This is a genomic window from Rhodococcus sp. BH5, assembly GCF_027583855.1.
In the GTDB taxonomy this organism is placed as follows: domain Bacteria; phylum Actinomycetota; class Actinomycetes; order Mycobacteriales; family Mycobacteriaceae; genus Rhodococcus_F; species Rhodococcus_F qingshengii.
The window spans coordinates 88,519-108,420 of the sequence record NZ_JAJHVW010000002.1 but is presented as its reverse complement, the minus strand read 5'-3'; the positions used below and the strand labels follow the sequence as shown (position 1 = coordinate 108,420).

General features: G+C 60.8%; 16 protein-coding genes. 10 read left to right on the top strand and 6 right to left on the bottom strand.

The features are described from left to right. The first annotated feature begins 143 nt into the window (after positions 1 to 143). The 10 genes from RhoBH5_RS06760 (at position 144) to RhoBH5_RS06715 (ending at position 13,867) form a co-directional block, all read left to right on the top strand. A complete protein-coding gene (locus RhoBH5_RS06760) occupies positions 144 to 785 on the top strand; it encodes a ScbR family autoregulator-binding transcription factor (RefSeq protein WP_003946317.1) in 642 nt (213 codons plus the stop codon). 286 nt (positions 786 to 1,071) lie between these two features. Continuing rightward, on the top strand, positions 1,072 to 1,518 hold the full coding sequence (locus RhoBH5_RS06755; protein WP_003946314.1) for a holo-ACP synthase: 447 nt from the start codon (positions 1,072 to 1,074) through the stop codon (positions 1,516 to 1,518). Continuing rightward, on the top strand, positions 1,511 to 1,753 hold the full coding sequence (locus tag RhoBH5_RS06750) for an acyl carrier protein (protein WP_003946296.1): 243 nt from the start codon (positions 1,511 to 1,513) through the stop codon (positions 1,751 to 1,753). Before RhoBH5_RS06755 ends, RhoBH5_RS06750 begins: the two co-directional genes overlap by 8 nt. Next, the gene (locus RhoBH5_RS06745) at positions 1,750 to 2,940 is read left to right on the top strand and encodes an acyl-CoA dehydrogenase family protein (protein WP_003946288.1); all 1,191 of its coding nucleotides are present in this window, start codon (positions 1,750 to 1,752) and stop codon (positions 2,938 to 2,940) included. Before RhoBH5_RS06750 ends, RhoBH5_RS06745 begins: the two co-directional genes overlap by 4 nt. Further along, the gene (locus tag RhoBH5_RS06740; protein ID WP_054781160.1) at positions 2,937 to 3,893 is read left to right on the top strand and encodes an amino acid--[acyl-carrier-protein] ligase; all 957 of its coding nucleotides are present in this window, start codon (positions 2,937 to 2,939) and stop codon (positions 3,891 to 3,893) included. The genes RhoBH5_RS06745 and RhoBH5_RS06740 overlap by 4 nt, the downstream gene beginning before the upstream one ends. Beyond that, on the top strand, positions 3,893 to 4,879 hold the full coding sequence (locus tag RhoBH5_RS06735; protein WP_003946304.1) for a DUF1839 family protein: 987 nt from the start codon (positions 3,893 to 3,895) through the stop codon (positions 4,877 to 4,879). The genes RhoBH5_RS06740 and RhoBH5_RS06735 overlap by 1 nt, the downstream gene beginning before the upstream one ends. A gap of 2 nt (positions 4,880 to 4,881) precedes the next feature. Next, complete coding sequence (locus RhoBH5_RS06730; RefSeq protein ID WP_058226036.1) at positions 4,882 to 7,467, top strand: glycosyl hydrolase 2 galactose-binding domain-containing protein; 2,586 nt, start codon at positions 4,882 to 4,884, stop codon at positions 7,465 to 7,467. A 128-nt stretch (positions 7,468 to 7,595) separates the two neighbouring features. Then, a complete protein-coding gene (mfd, locus tag RhoBH5_RS06725; protein ID WP_058226035.1) occupies positions 7,596 to 11,222 on the top strand; it encodes a transcription-repair coupling factor in 3,627 nt (1,208 codons plus the stop codon). A 7-nt stretch (positions 11,223 to 11,229) separates the two neighbouring features. Further along, positions 11,230 to 12,066, top strand: coding sequence for a MazG family protein (locus RhoBH5_RS06720; protein WP_047270346.1), 837 nt, complete (start codon positions 11,230 to 11,232; stop codon positions 12,064 to 12,066). 319 nt (positions 12,067 to 12,385) lie between these two features. Beyond that, the gene (locus RhoBH5_RS06715; RefSeq protein WP_007728870.1) at positions 12,386 to 13,867 is read left to right on the top strand and encodes a sugar transferase; all 1,482 of its coding nucleotides are present in this window, start codon (positions 12,386 to 12,388) and stop codon (positions 13,865 to 13,867) included. Between the two features lie 14 nt (positions 13,868 to 13,881). Here RhoBH5_RS06715 and RhoBH5_RS06710 read toward each other — a convergent pair whose 3' ends face one another. The 6 genes from RhoBH5_RS06710 to RhoBH5_RS06685 all read right to left on the bottom strand — a co-directional run bounded on the left by RhoBH5_RS06710 (position 13,882) and on the right by RhoBH5_RS06685 (position 19,511). Then, positions 13,882 to 14,436 carry a YdcF family protein gene (locus tag RhoBH5_RS06710; protein WP_007728868.1) on the bottom strand — a complete coding sequence of 185 codons (555 nt, stop codon included), beginning with the start codon at positions 14,434 to 14,436 and terminating at the stop codon, positions 13,882 to 13,884. 33 nt (positions 14,437 to 14,469) lie between these two features. Next, complete coding sequence (locus RhoBH5_RS06705) at positions 14,470 to 15,591, bottom strand: glycosyltransferase (protein ID WP_030536278.1); 1,122 nt, start codon at positions 15,589 to 15,591, stop codon at positions 14,470 to 14,472. Beyond that, positions 15,588 to 16,124, bottom strand: coding sequence for a DapH/DapD/GlmU-related protein (locus tag RhoBH5_RS06700; protein ID WP_007728861.1), 537 nt, complete (start codon positions 16,122 to 16,124; stop codon positions 15,588 to 15,590). The genes RhoBH5_RS06705 and RhoBH5_RS06700 overlap by 4 nt, the downstream gene beginning before the upstream one ends. Further along, a complete protein-coding gene (locus tag RhoBH5_RS06695) occupies positions 16,121 to 17,101 on the bottom strand; it encodes a GDP-L-fucose synthase family protein (protein ID WP_007728859.1) in 981 nt (326 codons plus the stop codon). The genes RhoBH5_RS06700 and RhoBH5_RS06695 overlap by 4 nt, the downstream gene beginning before the upstream one ends. Next, positions 17,098 to 18,135 carry a GDP-mannose 4,6-dehydratase gene (gene gmd, locus RhoBH5_RS06690; protein WP_007728857.1) on the bottom strand — a complete coding sequence of 346 codons (1,038 nt, stop codon included), beginning with the start codon at positions 18,133 to 18,135 and terminating at the stop codon, positions 17,098 to 17,100. The genes RhoBH5_RS06695 and gmd overlap by 4 nt, the downstream gene beginning before the upstream one ends. Before the next feature lie 83 nt (positions 18,136 to 18,218). Continuing rightward, positions 18,219 to 19,511 carry a glycosyltransferase family 4 protein gene (locus RhoBH5_RS06685; protein ID WP_270008083.1) on the bottom strand — a complete coding sequence of 431 codons (1,293 nt, stop codon included), beginning with the start codon at positions 19,509 to 19,511 and terminating at the stop codon, positions 18,219 to 18,221. Positions 19,512 to 19,902 lie beyond the last annotated feature (391 nt).

The window sequence follows — 19,902 nt, the reverse complement described above, 5'->3', positions numbered from 1 at the left end:
TCGCTGTATCACGATCGTTTGATGGGCAAATGTCTCATTTGTTTGCAGGGTGGGTTGAATGCCGAACCGTGCCATCCATTTTGACGCTGTGAACGGGTAAGACCAAGAATTCGTTCGATGTGTGGTGATTGGAGGCCGGATCGATGGTGAGGCAAGAGCGGGCAGAAGCCACCCGTGATTCGGTGCTGCGCGGAGCAGCGGGTGTGTTCTTGCGCCTGGGCTATGCCAATGCCAGCTTGAGCGAGATCATCGCCGAGTCGCAGGTGACCAAAGGCGCCCTGTACTTCCATTTCGGGTCCAAGGAAGAACTCGCGCGGGCAGTGATCGACGAGGGTTCGGCACGTTTCGACGCAAAATGTGAGCTCTGGTTGGACCGTCGAACTCCCGCGCTCGAGTCACTGATCGGTATTTCGTCGGTCATCGTCGACATCGGTGCGCATGACGCCATGGTTAGAGCGACGTTCCGCTTGTTGGTCGAGATCGGGGACTATCGGGGCTCCGGGCCGGCGACTCTGGACGTGTGGCTCGACATTTACCGTGAACTTGCCAGCCGTGCCGCCGACGAAGGTGATCTGCGTTCGGACGCGGATTCTGCTGACATTGCTCGTTTCCTGTTGGAAGTTGCGTCGGGAGTTCGGCTGATGGCAGCCGCGACCGGGACCGTTCGTGAGCTTTCGGACTCCATGAAGGCATCGTGGAATCTGATACTTCCGATCGTGGTCCCGGAATCGAAAGTGGAGTACTTCAGGCAATTCGCGGCCCGTCGCCTTGCCAGTGATCACTGAAATCACTGGCTCTCCGCACTGCTCCTTTGGTCAATTTGCTGCAAATGTCCTGGTAGGGACATTGTTCTCTTTGTTCTGCATTCGAAACAAACTAAGAGTATGTTTATAGTGTTGATGGGAATCTGGAAGTCCGATCTTGCCGTCAATCTTCGGATTACGGTATGTTCTATCGGTAGCTGAAGAATTGCTGAGAATGAAGGTTTGTCAGGGCAGGGTGACGGCGTCGGCGCACCGGGCAGCATAGGGGGCTGCCCGGCGTGTACGACCCCAGATGGGGAGTCAACAGATGGGTGACACTGCGCCGACGCCGATGCTCGACATCGGCCCGCGGATCGGCTGTGACGTAGTGAACGTCGTGGATGTCACTCGAAGTATCGAACTCTTCGGGCGGAGGTATCTCGATCGGACCTTCACCCCGCACGAATTGCAGACGTGCGCCGGGCCGGCGCGGGATCAACGATTGGCTGCACGTTTCGCTGCCAAAGAGGCTGTGGTGAAGGTACTGCGGCCTGGTGACGTTCCCGTTCCGTGGAGTTCCATCGAAATCACTCGGGCCGAGTGGGGTGGCTGTGGGGTGACACTGTCCGGTAATGCCGCGGAACTCGCGCGGGCCCAGGATCTGCACGATTTTCAAGTATCTATCTCGCACGAAGCGGACGTGGCCATCGCAATGGTGATCGCAACACGCTCGGGCGCTCGCATCGAAAAGAAGGACGACATCGCTGATGATTGATCAGGCAATTCGGAAAGTGCTCGTCGAGCACGGTCGGCTGGCAGTCGACGTGAGCACGATCGACGGAGAGGCCGATCTTTACGAGTTGGGTTTGACGTCGCACGCGAGCGTGAATGTCATGTTGGCGCTGGAGGATTCGTTCGACATCGAGTTCCCTGACGAGTTGTTGCGGAAGAGTACTTTCGCAAGCGTCAAGGCGATCGAGGGTGCGTTGACGGAGTTGGGTGCTGCATGAACGCTCCGCAATCGCAGTGCTCCACCGGAACGGCCCTCGAGCGGGCCGCACGGTTGGCCGACGAAGTTGCAGCGGTGTGGGCCGACGAAGTCGATGCAGAAGCAAGGTTTCCGCGTGAAGCTGTCGACGCCATGCGAAGCGAACGGCTGCTGTCCGTAGCTGTGCCGAGGGAACTAGGCGGCGAAGGGCTCTCGCTGCAGGAAGTGTCGCAGATCGCCCGTGTGATCGGAACGCGCTGTGCAGCAAGCGGAATGATTTTCGCGATGCATCAGACGCAGATATACTCGTTGGTCAAGCACGGCAACACCGAAGCACTACGCGAGTTTGTCGAAGAAACGGTCGACAAGCAATTGCTGTTGGCATCGGCAACCACTGAGCTGGGAATCGGTGGTGACGTCAGCCGGAGTTACTGCGCGGTGGAAGACTTGGGCGGTCACCTGCTGTTGATCAAGAACGCGCCTGTCATTTCGTACGGTGAACACTCCGACGCGATAGTCGTGACGGCTCGGCGAACACCGGAGAGTCAGCCGAACGATCAGGTTCTCGTGGTGTGTCGTACCCCAGACCTGACGCTCGAACGCACCACCGAGTGGAACACGCTGGGGCTGAGGGGTACTTGCAGTCTCGGTTACATCCTTCGGGCCACCTCGACGCCGGAGATGGTCGCCGGCGTACCGTATTCCGATATCTCCACCCACACCATGCTTCCGGTCTCGCACGTCGTCTGGAGTTCGGTGTGGTTGGGAATTGCCGACGCTGCAGTCGAGAAGGCGCGCAAGTACGTGCGTGCCGCCGCCCGCAAGCAGCCCGGGGTCACTTCCCCCGGAGCGCTGCGGCTCGCCGAAGTTGCCGCTTCGGCACAACAATTCGCCGATCTCGTCGGCGCCTCTGCGCGCAGGTACGACCGCGCAGTCCACGCGGAGGAAGGCGTTGCCGATTTCGAGGCGACGGGAGCGGTGGGATTTTCGCTCGCGATGAACAACCTGAAAGTCACAGCGTCGACAGCGGTGGTGGAAATCGTGGGGCAGACAATGTTGATCTGTGGAATCTCGGGATATCGCGAGGACACCGAATTTTCGCTCGGTCGGCACCTTCGTGACGCGCACGGCGCAGCGGTGATGGTGAACAACGATCGAATCATGGCAGGTTCAGCGCACATGGCCATCGGATACCGGGGAACGCTATGACGAACGAGACTGTGACGACCGAGACTGTGACAGGCGAGACCGATCTGGATCGGGCCCGGGCTGCATTTCAACGTGAACTGCTCGTCGAAGGACTTCTCGTCGAGACGGAGGTGCCGGGACTCTACGGGCGTTCCGGAGTGTTCGAGGACATCGTCGACGGTATCGACCGAGTGGTGATTGCAGCGGGGCCAGGCGACGCCGCGACTCGGCTGCGGTTCCCGCCGGTGTTCCCGCGGAGCAGTTTCGAGCGCACCGACTACATCGCTTCGTTTCCCAACCTCACCGGCGCCATCAACACCTTCGCCGGTTCCAATCGCGATCACGCGCGACTGCTGGCCGATCGCGCCGACGGACAATCGTGGGACCGCCACCTCGAGCCGACCGAGACCATGCTCGTGTCCGCAGCGTGCCATCCTGCCTATGCGCGGTACACCGGAGTTCTGCCCGAAGGCGGAGTGCTGCTGGACATCTACGGTTTTTGCTTCCGGCACGAACCGGCCATCGATCCGGCTCGCATGCAAGCGTTTCGGATGCACGAGTTCGTGACGATCGGTGACGCCGCGGCAGCGCGAGCGCATCGCGAGCACTGGATCGAGCGGGGGCTCGAGGTGCTCGGCCGGCTCGAACTCGACGCTACCCCGGTGATCGCCAATGATCCTTTCTTCGGGCGCGCCGGAAAGATGCTTGCAGCCAACCAGCGTGAAGAGAATCTCAAGACGGAACTGACAGTTCGGCTCTACGGAGATCTCGACGAGGGCACGGCGATCGTGTCCTCGAACAACCATCTCGACCATTTCGGTGTCAACTTCGACATCCGAACGGCGGAGGGGGAGGTGGCACACAGCTCGTGCGTCGGCTTCGGGATGGAGCGAATCGCGTTGTCCTTGTTGCGGACTCATGGTCTTGACGTGGCTGCATGGCCAACCTCCGTTCGTGAACGAATGGGCATCTGATGTCACGGCTCATCGACATTTCACCTGATCGCTACCGGCCCCATTCGTTGCACCAGGACGACCGCGTGTGGGCGCAGACCAACTGCTACACGGATCTGTGGATCGAAGTGTTGCATTCGCTGGGATTGGACCCCGTCCCGGCATTGGCATGTGCCTTCTCATCGCGGTTCGACGGGACTCAGTGGACGTTCCTCAAGCTCAAGGCCGAGGACATCTACGCGCTGTACGGAATCGAAGTCGCCGAGATGAACGTCTGGCGGGCACCGCTGATCCATGTCGAGGACAACCTCGCGGTTGGGATGCTGTCGACGGTTGAAGTGGACGGATACTGGCTTCCCGACACTCTTGGAACGAGCTATCACGAGGGGCACACCAAGACCACGATCGTGCCCAATCGGATCGATCGCGTTGCCGGCGAGCTCGAGTACTTTCACAACAGCGGCTACTACTTGCTGCGAGGCGACGATTTCTCCGGCGTCTTCGATCTCGATCGTTCCTCACTTCCTTCGTTCGTGCCCTATGTCGAACAGATCAGGTTGAATCCGGTTCACGCGACCAACGCCGGAAACATCGCCGAAGTGGCTCGGCGGAATGTAGCGGTTCGAGCGGTGGGTAATCCGGTGCGAGAGCTGGGACGCAAGGTGATCGACGACCTCGAATGGGTGCAGGGGGCGGGTATGGATGCGTTTCACCTCTGGTCCTTCGGGCTACTTCGTCAGTGCGGGGCCAGCGCGGAGCTGGCTGCCGACGCCAGCGAGTTCTTGGACACTGCAGGTTTCTCCGGGACAGGCGAAGCTGCGCCAGATTTCCGCAAAGTGGCATCCGGTGCCAAGAGCGTGCAGTTTCAGATGGCGCGTGCCTCCAGGGGCCGCGCGGTGGACCCGCGTGAGCAACTCGACGAGATGGCCGTGTCGTGGAAGAGGGCGATGGAAATCGTTGCCGACACAGTCGGCGTCGACTCGCATCGACACTTGAGGTTGGTCTAACAGTGCCTCGTTCGTCAGCAGACCTGCTGGCCGGCGCGATATGGCGATGCGCTGCAACCGAACCCGGATCCATATCCGACCCGGATGCCCTCGAAGCCGTGACCGAGTGGGTCGCAGCGTCCGTGCCTGGAACAGTCGTCGGTGCGTTACGTGCGGAGCAGACGGACGCCGGACGCACGAAGTCCGTTTCGTCGTCGTCTGTTTCAGAATCGTCTGTTTCATCATCGGACTGGTGGTTCGTGACTACCGTGGCCACGACCGGTGAGGGGTCGTGGCTGCTCCAGTTCGACGGTATGACGGCGTTTGCGGATGTCTGGATCGGCGGTGTCCGTGTCGCGTCCACTGAATCCATGTTCGCACCTGGGGAAGTGAGCATTCCGGCCGGAGTCGGCGCTGGTAAACGTGTCCAGGTGGCTGTTCATTTTCATTCTCTCTCCGCGATTTTGAGATCGAGGCGTCCTCGAGGACGTTGGCGCTCGTCGATGGTCCGTGAACAGGGCCTTCGGTGGATCCGAACCACGATGCTCGGTATGGCTCCCGTGTTCAGTGGTGTACCGGTACCGGTGGGTCCGTGGCGGGGTATCCGCTTGTTGGACAAGGGGATTGCCGCCGTAGTCTCTGCTGTCAAGCATGCGAGTGTTGACGGCACAACCGGTCGCGTTGCCGTCAGTGCTCGGCTCACCGGATTGCCGGCCTCGCTGGAGTACGTGACCGTGCGCGTCGGCGAACACTCGCGGCAATTGGCTGTATCCGCCGGACCGGATGGATTTCTCGAGGTGTCCGGTGTCGTCGTAGTGCCGGACGCGCAGTTGTGGTGGCCGCACACTCATGGCACCCCGCGCACTTATCCGGTGACGATGGAAGCGGTCGGAGTCTCCGAGCATCTCGGTTCAGTTGGCTTCCGGACGGTGGAGTTCGACAGATCCGATGGTGGATTCCGTTTGTATGTCAACGGCATCCGGGTGTACTGCCGTGGTTCGGTGTGGGTGCCGACCGACCCGATCTCGCTTCAAGGCGACGCCGGCACCACTCGTGTCTTGGAACGCCTGGCAGAGGCGGGACTGAACATGATTCGAATCCCGGGGACGATGGTCTACGAGAGCGACCACTTCTGGGAGGAATGCGCGCGACTGGGCATTCTCGTGTGGCAGGACATGATGTTGGCGACGCTCGATCCGCCCGACACCGACGAATTCTTCGAACTCGTTGCCACCGAGGTCACCGAGTTCTTGCACAGAGTGCGCGGAAATCCCGCTTTGGCAGTCTTCTGCGGCGGCAGCGAGACCGAACAGCAGCCGACCATGCTGGGCTTGGTCGATCAGCACATCCCGCTCATTCATTCGAGACTGCCGGACTTGATCTCGACGGTGGCACCCGAACTCGAGTACGTGACGTCGTCCCCCTCGGCGCCTCGCGGGGGCGAGCAATTGGCAACGCATGTCGGAAGCGGGGTCGCTCACTACTTCGGGGTGGGTGCCTATCGTCGTCCACTGGCCGACGTGCTCAGCGCGCGAGTACGTTTTGCGACCGAATCATTGGCATTTTCGATTCCACCGTCGAATGCCGTGATCGAGAACGAATTCGGTTCACTCGCCGTCGCGGGGCACCACCCGGCATGGAAAGCCGCGGTGCCTCGGGACAACGGATCGTCGTGGGATTTCGAGGATGTTCGGGACCACTACGTCCACGCGCTTTTCGGCGAAGACGCTCGTGAAGTCCGGTGGTCCGACCCGGAACGCTATCTCGACCTGGGGCGAGCAGCTGTATGTGAGGCGTTCGCATCGACGCTCGGATACTGGCGTCGCCCGGACTCTCGGTGCGACGGCGCCTTGACACTCGCACTGCGAGACATGGAGCCCGGACCGGGGTGGGGGGTCCTCGATTGGAGCGGCAGCCCCAAAGCTCCGTGGTTCGTGCTCCGTAGGAGCGCCAAACCGATCGCGCTCCTCGTCACGGACGACGGTATGGACGGATTGAGGCTCGACGCGATCAACGAGACCGCCGAACCTGTCGTCGGCGAGATCAGGTTTCGAGCGCACAGTCGGTCAGGTGTCGTCCCGGTCGACGTCGCGCTACCGGTCAAGGTGGAAGCGCATTCAAGTCTGACCTGGTCCGTGGACAGCCTTGTCGGACGTTTCACCGACCTCACTCACGTCTTTCGGTTCGGGGCGCGGACATACGACGCCGTCACCGTCACACTCGAAGACGAAGACGGCGAGATGGTGGACGAAGCGGTCCACCTCCTGGGTGGCTCGGCGCGGCCTCGCGAGCGATCGGTCGGACTTGTTGCCACAGCGCGCAACGTCGGTGACTCGGAGTGGGTAGTCGACGTCTCGACGGATGCTTCCGCCCAATACGTTGCCCTCGAACTGCAGGGCTTCGAGCCCGAAGACTCCTGGTTCCACCTCGCGCCGAACGGTCGCAGGACTGTACGTCTACGGAGAACCGGTCAGGCGACGAAGGTGATCGGTCGCGTTCGGGCGCTCAACTCATACGTGAGTGCGGCCGTGGCGCCGCCGATCACTCCGGTCACACAATCCTCGCCGTCCAAGCGGACGTCGAAGAAGACGAGTGCTACGGGAAACTGAACGGATCGGACTGCGCTGCGAGATCGCACACCGATAGAATCGAACCGGCGCACAACTCTGCCTCGGTGGGGATATTGCGCTCGGGCTGTGCGTCCGCAACCCGTCATCACTGTTCAGGAGCGCGTTCGTTGACTTCCTTGTCCTCTGCCCAGACTGCGCTCGCTGGACTCGCCGAGGTCGCCCTCGCAGATGCCGCGTTCACTCCGGTGATCGAATCCATCGGCTCGGCCGCCTTGGACATCGTGGCTCCGAAGCCGGCTCGACCGTTCATCGCCGCTGCACTCGCCGCTCGCACGCCGGTGCTGCTGGTGACGGCCACCGGTCGTGAAGCCGACGATCTCACTTCGGAACTCACCGAGATGCTCGGTGGAGGCGTGGCGCAGTTCCCGTCGTGGGAAACATTGCCGCACGAGCGACTGTCGCCGAGCGCGGATACCGTTGGGCGACGGGTGGAGGTACTGCGCAGACTCGCCAGACCAGACGACGCCTCGTACGGATCGCCTCTTCGGGTGATCGTCACCACGGTGCGCTCTCTCGTTCAGCCGATGGCACCAGGCCTGGGCGAGATAGAACCGATCACGTTGCGCGTCGGCACCGAGATCGATTTCGATTCCGTTCTGGTTCGTCTGGTGGAGATGGCGTACAGCCGCGTCGACATGGTGGGAAAGCGTGGTGAGTTCGCGGTCCGTGGTGGCATTCTCGACCTGTTCTCGCCGACGGCGGATCATCCGGTCCGTATCGAATTCTGGGGCGACGAGGTATCGGAGCTTCGCTACTTCTCAGTTGCCGATCAGCGTTCGCTAGCGGACGTCGACGTCGATTCCGTGATCGCGCCGCCGTGTCGTGAACTGATTTTGACAGCTGATGTTCGTGATCGAGCTGCCGCACTCGCTGCTGAGAACCAGGCTGACGCGTCGTTGGTCGAGATGCTGGACAAGATCTCGGCAGGTATCCCCGTCGAGGGGATGGAAGCTCTGCTCCCGGTTCTCAAACCCGGTGAACTGCAACTACTTTCAGATGTACTTCCCGAAGGGGCGCACATTCTTCTGTGTGATCCGGAAAAGGTGCGCACCCGCGCCACCGACCTGGTGCGCACCGGCCAGGAATTCTTGGAAGCATCGTGGACGGCGGCGTCGATCGGCGGCGCTGCACCGCTCGACACGTCGATCCTCAACGGCGGAGGAGTCGATCTCGGTGCCTCCGCGTACCGGTCGCTTCGTTATGTTCGCGAATCTGCCGAAGCTGCCGGCCGACCCTGGTGGACAGTCAGCCCGCTGGCGTCGGGAAACGGTGAAGAACTCGAACTCCCGGTGCATGCGGCACCGCAGGTGCGCGGTTCCGACGACCTGTTGGCCGAGCTGTTCGTCAGCCTTCGGGCGCACGTGAGCACGGGCGGTCGCGCGGCGATCGTGGTGGCAGGTGCCGGAACCGCAAGCCGCGTCGTGGAGCGACTCGGTGAAGCCGAAGTGCCCGCCAAGATGCTCGATGCCGGCGCTACCCCCGCCCGTGGACAGGTCGCGGTGCTCCGCGGATCACTGCATGACGGACTGGTACTCGCCGGCGACGACTCGACGCCTGGGATGGTGATCGTCACCGAGTCCGATCTGACCGGCAACCGCGTTGCTGCGGTCGGCGACGGAAAGCGCTTGCCGGCCAAGCGCCGCAATCAGGTTGATCCCCTCGCGCTGTCGGCAGGGGACATGGTCGTGCATGATCAGCACGGTATCGGCCGGTTCGTCGAAATGGTCGAACGCACCATCGGTGGGGCGCGTCGTGAATACCTGGTCATCGAATACGCGCCGAGCAAGCGCGGTCACCCGGGCGATCGTCTGTTCGTCCCGATGGAATCGCTCGATCAACTCTCCCGATATGTCGGTGGGGAGTTGCCGGCGCTGAGTAAGCTCGGTGGATCCGACTGGGCTAACACCAAACGTAAGGCCCGCAAGGCAGTTCGTGAGATCGCGGGCGAGCTGGTTCAGCTCTACGCAGCGCGTCAGGCTGCTCCCGGGCATGCGTTCGGCCCGGACACCCCGTGGCAGAAGGAACTCGAAGACGCATTCGCTTTCACCGAGACGATCGACCAGTTGACCGTCATCAGTGAGGTCAAGGCCGACATGGAGAAGCCGGTTCCGATGGACCGGGTGGTGATCGGTGACGTCGGGTACGGCAAGACGGAGATCGCCGTTCGCGCCGCGTTCAAGGCAGTGCAGGACGGCAAGCAGGTGGCGGTGCTGGTGCCGACGACTCTGCTTGCACAGCAACATCTTCAGACCTTCACTGAACGAATGGCGTCGTTCCCGGTAAAGGTGCGAGGGCTGTCCCGGTTCACCGACGCCAAGGACTCGAAGGAAATCATCGCAGGCATGGCGGAAGGTGAGATCGACATCGTCGTCGGTACTCACAGGTTGCTGCAGACCGGTATTCGCTGGAAGGACCTCGGGCTTGTGATCGTCGACGAGGAACAGCGATTCGGAGTCGAGCACAAGGAACACATCAAGGCGCTACGCACCCACGTCGACGTCCTGACGATGTCGGCTACCCCGATTCCTCGTACTCTCGAGATGAGCATGGCCGGGATCCGCGAAATGTCCACGATCCTCACACCGCCGGAAGAACGTCATCCTATCCTCACGTACGTCGGCGCGTATGCGGACAAGCAGGTTGCCGCGGCCATCCGGCGTGAACTTCTGCGCGACGGTCAGGTCTTCTACGTTCACAACCGTGTCAGCTCGATCGACAAGGCAGCCAAGAAGATCCGCGAACTCGTCCCGGAGGCTCGCGTCGTCGTCGCGCACGGTCAGATGAACGAGGACACTCTCGAAAAGACCGTGCAAGGATTCTGGGAACGCGACTTCGACGTGTTGGTCTGTACCACGATCATCGAAACCGGTCTGGACATCTCGAACGCGAACACACTGATCGTCGAACGTGCGGATTCGCTGGGCCTCTCGCAGTTGCATCAGCTTCGCGGACGCGTCGGGCGTAGTCGTGAACGTGGATACGCCTATTTCCTGTACCCGGCCGAAAAGCCTTTGACGGAAACGGCATACGACCGACTGGCAACGATTTCGCAGAATTCGGACCTCGGCGCGGGTATGGCCGTCGCGATGAAGGACCTCGAAATCCGTGGAGCCGGAAACGTTCTGGGCGCAGAGCAGTCCGGCCACGTCGCGGGGGTCGGGTTCGATCTGTACGTCAGGCTGGTCGGTGAGGCGGTCGAAGCCTTCCGGGCTGCAGCCGACGGCAAACCGATCACAATGGACGAGGGCACGAAGGAAGTCCGGATCGACCTACCGGTGGACGCGCACATCCCGCCCGACTACGTCACCAGTGACAGGCTCAGGTTGGAGGGGTACCGCAAGCTCGCTGCGGCAACTGATTCCGACGGCATCGCTGCCGTAGTCGAAGAACTGGTCGATCGCTACGGCCCACTGCCCGAAGAGGTTCGACGGCTGATCTCGGTGGCCAAGCTTCGACTGCTCTGCCGCGAGTATCAACTGGAGGAAGTCGCCGTCACCGGAACTCAGCTCAAGATCTCGCCTATGTCACTGCCCGATTCCAAACAGATCAGGCTCAAGAGGATCTATCCGAGCGCGCAGTACCGGGCAACGACCGGGCTCGTGCAACTCCCGCTGCCTCGCACCGGCGGAGTCGGCTCGGATCGCCTGCGGGACGTCGAATTGCTCCAGTACATCGCGGACTTCATCCTGGCGATTGACGGGCGCGCCGCCGGTGCCGTCCTGGTCGAGGCGTGAGCACACGGTGAACGAATCGCCCGTCGTCGTACTGCTCGATCCTTTGCGGCCGCATGTCTTTCCGCTGGAGGCGCTCCCGTTCTTGTCCGGCGCGATCGATATCGACCCGGACGTTCCCGACTCGGTACGCGGCGCTCTGCCGGCCACGACACCCGGCGCCGCGGTGACTGTGATGATGGACACCGCCGAGCCGAAGACCGAGGCGTTGTCTGCCGCTGGTGTAAAGATGATTCGCGCCGAACCCATTCACGGCGATCGGCTTGTGGAAGCGGCGTCGATCATGAACCGGTTGTGGAATCGCGGCGGTTGGGAGTCGACCCAGACGCACGAGAGCCTCTCCGTTTACCTCGTCGAGGAGACCTACGAGGTACTCGACGCGATTCGAAGCGACGACGAGAGCGATCTTCGGGAGGAACTCGGAGACCTGTTGCTTCAGGTGTTGTTCCACTCGCGGATCGCTCAAGCACACGGTGTTTTCGAATTGGACGACGTGGCCGGTGCATTGATCGCGAAACTCGTGCACCGCAGCCCGCACCTGGTCAGTTCCGGGGCGGTCGACATCGCTGAGCAAGAGCGGGCGTGGGACGCTTTGAAGGCTGCCGAGAAGGCTCGCGCGTCATCCATGGACGGCATCGCTCGGTCGCAGCCGCCGTTGCTCCTCGCCGAAAAAGTACTGAGCAGGGCCGCCAAAGCTGGTGTGATCGAAAGCGCCGATGAAGCTGATCTGGAAGCTCTGATCGAGCAGTGCCGACGCGCCGACACTGCACTCCTGGGCGCCCTGGACATGCTGATCGCCGACATTCGGATTCGTGAGGGAAGACGTCTCGAAGACGTGGAGGATTAGCCCACTTTGACGTAATTGCCCGGTAATCACCTGGCAATCGGAAAATAGCTTGGGCTTGGTGAGTGCAGTTGAAACAAACCTAAGGTATGTTTACGTACGAAATGAGCAACACTGGGTCGTTTTCTTGCATGAATTGGCCTTTGATCGGCGGTTATGTAGGGGGGTCCGATGACGGTTCATTTCTGCACTGCGAGCAGCGAGGTACGGCAACCGGCGGGGTGTTGCCGTACCTGGACGCTCGCGGTGGCTACCGATCAGCGATCCCCCAAGCCGTTCGATCCGCTGACGCCGTTCGTATGACAAGAAAGACTGATGGCAAATGAGCGTTCATGCTGAGGTGGAGAGCCGGTCGGCGGTATCGCAGGATTCCGCTCATGTCGGAACAGACTGGCGCCGGGCATACCGGAAGCGGATCGCAGTGAGCGATTCGATCACGGTCCTGTTCGTGATCGCACTCGCTCAGATCGGCAGTATGTGGCCGCATCCCATCGAGTGGCTGACACCACTTAAAGTGATCGCGTCTGCAGCGTTGGGCGGACTGTGGATGATCGCCCTCGCACGGGGGCGTAGCCGTCATCAGGCGATGCTGGGCGAGGGCAGTGACGAGTACGAGAAGGTACTGCTCGCTACCGGCCAGGTCTTCGGAGTAGGCGCATTGGCCGGGATCATTCTGGGCGTGGGAATTGCGCGAAGCTACCTCATGATCGCACTGCCCGTCGGACTCGCTGCGCTGCTTCTCGGACGCTACCTCTGGCGACGCGACATTCGAAAGAAGCGTGCGATCGGGGATTGCCGTAACTCGGTGCTGTTGGTTGGTGGACATGCGTCCGTCGTTGCTACTACGCGTGCCTTCGTGCGGGAATCCTCGGCAGGCTACGACGTTGTGGGAGCGTGCATTCCGCGTCGGGCGACCGCGTTGGACGATCACATCGTTGTCGACGGAGCAGCAGTCCCGGTAATGGGCAACGAGTTCGAGGTAGTCGAGGCGATGCGCGCAAGTGGCGCAGACACCGTCATCGTAACCGGGACCGAAGACCTCGGACAGGTGGGCATTCGCAAACTGATGTGGGACCTCGAAGCCGAGGGCGTCGACATGGTGGTTTCACCGGTCGTGGCCGATGTGTCGAAGGCTCGCTTGATGTTTCGCCCTGCGGCGGGACTCCCGTTGATTCACGTTGCGCGGCCGCGCTACCAGGGCGCGAACCGGCTTGAGCCCGCTGTTTTCGACGCGGTGTTCTCGATGCTGATGATCCTCCTCGTGGCGCCGGTCATGCTCGCCGCTGCCGCTGCAGTCAAGTTCACGTCCAAAGGCCCGGTGTTCTACAAGGCGGAACGCATCGGCCTCAACGGGAAACCGTTCCCCATGTTCAAGTTTCGTACCATGGTGGAAGGCGCCGATCAGCAGGTTGTCGATCTGATGGGGGACAACGAAGGCGCCGGAGGTGTGTTGTTCAAGATGCGTGAGGATCCACGAATCACGTCCGTCGGCAAGATCCTTCGTCGATTGAGTATCGACGAGCTACCGCAGTTCTTCAACGTCATTCGCGGAGAGATGAGCGTTGTCGGCCCGCGGCCGCCATTGCGTCGCGAGGTCGAGATGTACGACGACGAGGTTGCCCGGCGCCTGCTGGTCAAGCCTGGCATCACCGGTCTCTGGCAGGTAAGTGGTCGCAGTGATCTCTCCTGGGAAGAATCTGTTCGTCTCGACTCTTCCTACGTGGAGAATTGGTCTGCGGCGCAGAATATCTCGATCATCACCAGGACCGTATCCGCAGTGCTCAGGAGCGACGGAGCGTACTGACCGGACAGAGGCAGTCAGCATTCCTGGAACTGGGCGCGAACATACCCGGCGGTTTGCCACACATAGTTCGCGGCCCAGACCCAGACCGGAAGTGGTCGGGGGTCCGCGACTACGTCGATGTCACCGTCCCAGCAACGGTTGATGATGTAGCGACTGCGAGAGACATGGGGAACGAAGGTCACAACGATGACACGCTTCCATCCCTGTGCCTCGGCGCGACGCCGAATCTCCTGTCCTTCACCACGCGTGGTCGACGGATCTGGCTTGAAACAGCTGACCTCGAAGTCGTAGGTGCCCTCGCATATTGCGGTGATCCTCGGATCATTGCTTCGATACGGATTCGAAAAGATGATCTGGGGCGCGTAGCCCTGCTCGGCCAAGGACAGTCCGTATTCTTCTCTGCCGTCGTGATCACCGCCGAGAACAACTATCGCGTCGGCCATTTCGGGTGTGTCGATCACCGGATCGACGTAGACCGGCCAGCCGGCGGCAGTGATTGCAGTAAGTCCGCCGACAATCCCGCTGAGAACGAGTACGCGTCGACGGACCTTGGGGCGAGTGGATTTCACAATTACTTCCTGTAGTGCAGATGTGGGAGCCGCTCAGAGCCCGTACTGGGTTTCGAGCACCGCACGAACGGCAGGCATTCCTAGTCGTTCGCGAGCAACATTTCGCGCGCGGGCGCCCATCTCTGCAGCGGCGACGGGATCCTTCAAGAGCGACGAGATCGCCGCGGTCACTGATTCGGTGGCGTCATCGGTCACGAGGCCACACCGACCATCCCGGATCAGTGGTGCGAGGCCGCACGTGTCGGTGACGACTACGGGCAGTCCAGCGGCCATCGCCTCGAGTACAGACATCGGGAACGGTTCGTTCACGGAGGGCAAGACATATACAGCGGCTTGACGAAATCGTTCGGGAGACTTGTCGAACGGTAGTGGGCCTTCGTACTGGATGCAATTGCTATGTCCGGAGCGTTCGATCAGTCGGTTGACGGCTTCTGCTTCACCCTCATCCGGTCCGACTATCGAAAAGCGCGCCGTGTGTCCGCTGTCCAACAACTCTTTTGCGGCTTCGACGAAGACCTGGGGTCGCTTTCTTGCCTGTAGTCGTGCTAGGTAGAGGACCTCGGGCGGGTCGCAACTGTTGACTGGCCGTGACTCGAGGTCTTCGGCCTCGGGGATCCCGTTGTTGAGTTCCACCAAGTTGACGCGACTGTCTCCGACAACAGACTGCAGGTCTGTGTGCTCTCGTTCGGTCAGATAGAACACTGTCCGTGCTCGTTTGAGGACCGGGATCGTGAAAGCAGCGTCCAACGGCCTTGCCAGCAATTTGTCTGTCTCGTCGATCATCCCGTGAGTTTGTGCGAAAACTGGAATACCGTATGCAAGAGCCAATTTCGCGGCAGGAAGGGTCACCAGGTCACGCGCGAGATGAATGTGCACGACGTCGAATTCTCGTACGTGCTTGCGAAGCCACACAAGCATCGACGGCGCGCCGATTCCCGCGTACCCGATTTTGGGGATCACGGTTCGCGCCGGAAACAATTGCAGAGCGATACCCTGCTCGCGTGTCGGTGGCACCGCGTATCCACGCTCACCCGCGGCGATAGTTACGTCATGCCCATTGTCCTGCAATGCTTTCGACTGATTTAGGGCGACCCTGATAGGCCCTCCGTAGGCGGCGTCCGGTGAGAAGAGAGTGACGATCTGCAGTATCTTCATCGTGCAGCGCCGGCCCGTGGCGCCAACATCGTGGCTCCGGCGGGAACATCGGACGTCACCAAAGCCGTCGCGCCGACGATTGCGTTGTCCCCGATCGTTACACCGCGGAGTATCGTCGCACGGGCGGCGATCCATGCTTGGTCACCGATGACGATGGGAGCATTGTCGAACTCGAATGTGGGACTTCGGTGATCATGACTGCCCGTACACAGGAGGACATCCTGCGAGATAGCCGTATTCGCCCCTATCGTGACGGGTTCGAGATTGAGTATCCATGTTCCCTCGCCGATCCACGAGTCTGCTCCGACCGTCAGTTTCCACGGCCAGTGGATACGGACGCGGTGTCGAATCAGGACCCCGTCGGCGATGTCGGCACCGAACCGCCGGAGAACTGCAACGCGTACTCCATTGGGGCACCACCAATGAGAAAGCAGCACACCGGAAATCGCGAGCCAGGAGATTTGGACCAGCGGGCCGCGTCCCTTGTCGTATCCTGCACCGGTGAACCCGGACAGAGTGCGGTTTGTGCTCACAGTCGGACCGCTGCAGACGAATCCCGTACGTGCTCGCGATACCAGGCTACGGTCGACTCGATGCCCTCGCGGGTTGAGATCTGTGGTTTCCAACCGGTGGCCATCAATGTGGACACGTCGAGTAGTTTGCGCGGTGCACCATCGGGCTTGCTTGTGTCCCAGTCCATTCGGCCTTCATATCCCACTGCTTCGGCCACAATATTTGCGAGCTCTTTAATGGTTTCGTCGTGACCGGTACCGACGTTGACATGCCCGGACTCGTCGAAGGTGTCAAGTAGGTGAAGGAGTGCATCGGCCAAGTCGTCCACATGGAGGAATTCTCGACGTGGGCTCCCCGAACCCCAGTTTGTGACTGATTCAATTCCCTCGTTCTTGGCTTGGTCGAGACGGCGGATCATCGCAGGAAGTACGTGCGAAACATTCTCCGAGAAGTTGTCGCCGGGTCCGTACAGGCTTGTCGGCATCGCCGAGATCCAGGGCAACCCGAACTGCCTACGAACAGCCTGGACCTGGATGATTCCCGCAATCTTGGCGATCGCATATGCGTCGTTGGTCGGTTCGAGATGGCCGTTCAGTAATTGATCTTCTCTGATCGGCTGTGGCGCCAGGCGCGGGTAGATGCACGAGGACCCGAGGAACAGCAATCGGCGCACGCCGTGCCGCAGCGCTGCGTCGAGCACATTGGTCTGGATCTGAAGGTTGTCGGAGATGAAATCGACCGGATACGTGTTGTTCGCGACGATTCCTCCGACCTTCGCGGCAGCCAAGACGACGCACGACGGTTTGGCGGCTTCGAAGAAGGCGAATACGTCTGCTCGGTTTCGCAGATCGAGTTCGGCAGATGTGCGGCCGATCAGGTCGGTGAAGCCACTCTGTTCGAGCTTGCGCCAGAGCGCGGATCCCACCAGTCCCTTGTGTCCGGCGATGTAAGTCGGGGCGCTGCGATCAAGAGGTGCAATCGATTTCGTTGTGATCATGAGAGCGAGATCTTCCAATCAGGGAGATGCGGCGTGTCGATCCACGGTGTGCCGGCATGCGCCAATGCTGCGATGTCGGCGTCCATCATGATTCGAGCCAATTCTGGGGTCTGTACTGTCGCTTTCCAGCCCAGTTTGTCCTCGGCCTTGCCTGCATCGCCGACCAGAGCGTCCACCTCTGTGGGGCGAAGGTAACGAGGATCGAATTTGACGTACTTCTGCCAGTCGAGACCCACATGTTCGAATGAGGCCACGACAAAATCTTGGACCGTGAAGTTTCCTCCAGTGGCCAACACGTAGTCATCTGGTTCGTCGACTTGAAGCATCCGCCACATACCCTCGACGTACTCGGGTGCGTAGCCCCAGTCCCTGACCGCGTCCAAATTGCCCAGGTACAGGGAATCTTCGATCCCGGCCTGGATTCGCGCGACTGCACGCGTGATCTTTCTCGTGACGAATGTTTCACCGCGGCGGGGTGACTCGTGATTGAAGAGGATCCCGTTCACCGCGTGAATTCCGTAGGCCTCGCGATAGTTCCTGGTGACCCAGTACGAGTACACCTTTGCAGCGCCGTACGGCGACCGCGGATAGAACGGGGTGTCCTCGTTCTGTGGAGGCGGACTGGCTCCGAACATTTCTGAACTCGAAGCTTGGTAGAAGCGGCACTGCAATCCCGTCATGCGGACTGCTTCGAGCAAACGAATAGACCCGATTCCGGTTGTGTTGCCTGTGTGTTCGGGCTCGTCGAAGCTGACCCGCACGTGCGACTGCGCAGCGAGGTTGTATACCTCGTCTGGTGCGATCTTCGACAGGAGCGTGACGAGTCGTGCGCCGTCGGACAGGTCACCGTAGTGCAAGAACAGCCGTGCGCCCAGTTCGTGAGGGTCCTGATAGAGGTGATCGATGCGTGACGTGTTGAAAGTTGATGCGCGTCTGATCAATCCGTGAACTTCGTAACCTTTGGCCAACAACAGTTCTGCCAGGTAGGAACCGTCCTGTCCGGTGATCCCTGTGATGAGTGCGCGTTTGGTCATCGAGCGTCAGCTGCCTTGTCTATGTTCGTCGTCTTCAGATCCGAGTCGAGATGTGTGAGGTTTTGTTCCGAGCGGCTCGCGTACTAACTGCGGCCGGCCACCAGCTCGCGGATCCACTTTTCGCATTTGTCGATGGACGCGGTTTTGCCAACCGAGGTGGCGCAGTAATGGACCCCGGCGGCACCAAGTCTGGCGGAAGTCTCCGCGTCGCCCGCGAGTTGTAGGGCTGCAGAGAGCAGGCCTGCGGGATCACCGTTCTGAGTGACGACCCCAGCACCGGAGGCACGGATCTCGTCGGCAGTCGTAGATGCCACATCGGTTGCGGCGACAATCGGGGTACCGCTGCTGAAATACGACGTCAGCTTGCTCGGCACTGCCATCCCGACGATCCCGGGTGCCTCGTTGACCAGTAAAACGTCGGCGGCGGCCATGGCAGTGCGGAAATCCTGGTCGTCGAGTGGGCGGACGAAGTCGATTCGATCGACTCCGACTGCCGCGGCTTCGAGGTTCGGTCGCTGATTGCCGTCACCGACCAGAACGAATCGGATTGGCAGACTCTGCTCGTCGGCGAGTCGAGCGGCCTCGACGACATTTTCCAGACCTTGTTTCAGGCCCATGTTTCCGGTGTGCAGAACAATGGTTTCGTCAGGCGACCAACCGAATTTGGTGCGTGCGGCGGTGAGATCGTCCACATCGATCGGCGTCACGTGCGTCCAGTTCCGAACCACTGTGACTCGTTCGCGTGGGACGTGAAGTTCGTTGACGACATGGTCGACGAAACGGTCATGGACGACGGCGATTCCGTCGGCGGACTTCACGACAGCCGCCTCGAGCCTGGACGTTGCGCGGGCACTGCGGCCTGTCATCGCACCGGTCTCCACGACGCCTTGACCGTACAAGTCGTGTACCCAGACCCCGATGGCCGGACGTTTGGGTGTCAGCCGAGCACGTCCGAGGACCATCGCAGTGGCCAGCAATGCCGGACTGGTGCACACGATTACGTCAGGTGTGTTCCATCCGGAACTGGTGGCACGTGCGCCGAAACTCAGCTCCATCTTGATTCGTCCCAAGGCATTCGGTGGGCTGGGCACGAAGTGGCGGCGTCGGTGAACGTGAACGCCGTTCACGACCTCGTCGATCGACCGTCCCTGGTAGGAAGCGTCGATTTCCCACGCCGGATAGTGCGGGTACCCGGTGACGACGTGCACCTTGTGCCCGCGCTCGCCGAGGGACTCGGCAAGGTCCGTCATGTACGGGGCTATCCCCGTGGTTTCCGGCGCGTAGTTGATGCCGAGAATCGTGATGTTCAGCGATTCGACGGGACCACGATTGGATAACTCGAAAGTCGCGGAGACGTCACCAGGTTTGTCGTGCATCTGGTCGATCTGGGTGCTGATGACGAACCTCCAGTTGGTAAACTGCGCTTCAAACAGTCAAATGGTTTGGTTTACGCTATTTAAGCCCTATTTCCACGGTTTATCAACTGGTCTCATGTCGTGCTTCGATCGCCGGGAGCGATGTTGCTGCATCAGATGGAGGCGAGCCTGTGCGCGCGTAGTGTTAACCAGCAGGTTGCAACAGGGTGATGGGTGGACTGGCCTCGTTAGGCAATTTCGAATGTGGCGGAGCGCACTGGCGGAAGGCGGAGATTTCGATCCGGCCGCGGGTTCCCTCGGAGGTTCTGCAAACTCGCTGAAACCGGCGCACGGTTGTTTTGCCGCGAACGAAGGGAAATTGGTCGGTGAGGATTGAATTTCGGGCACACGT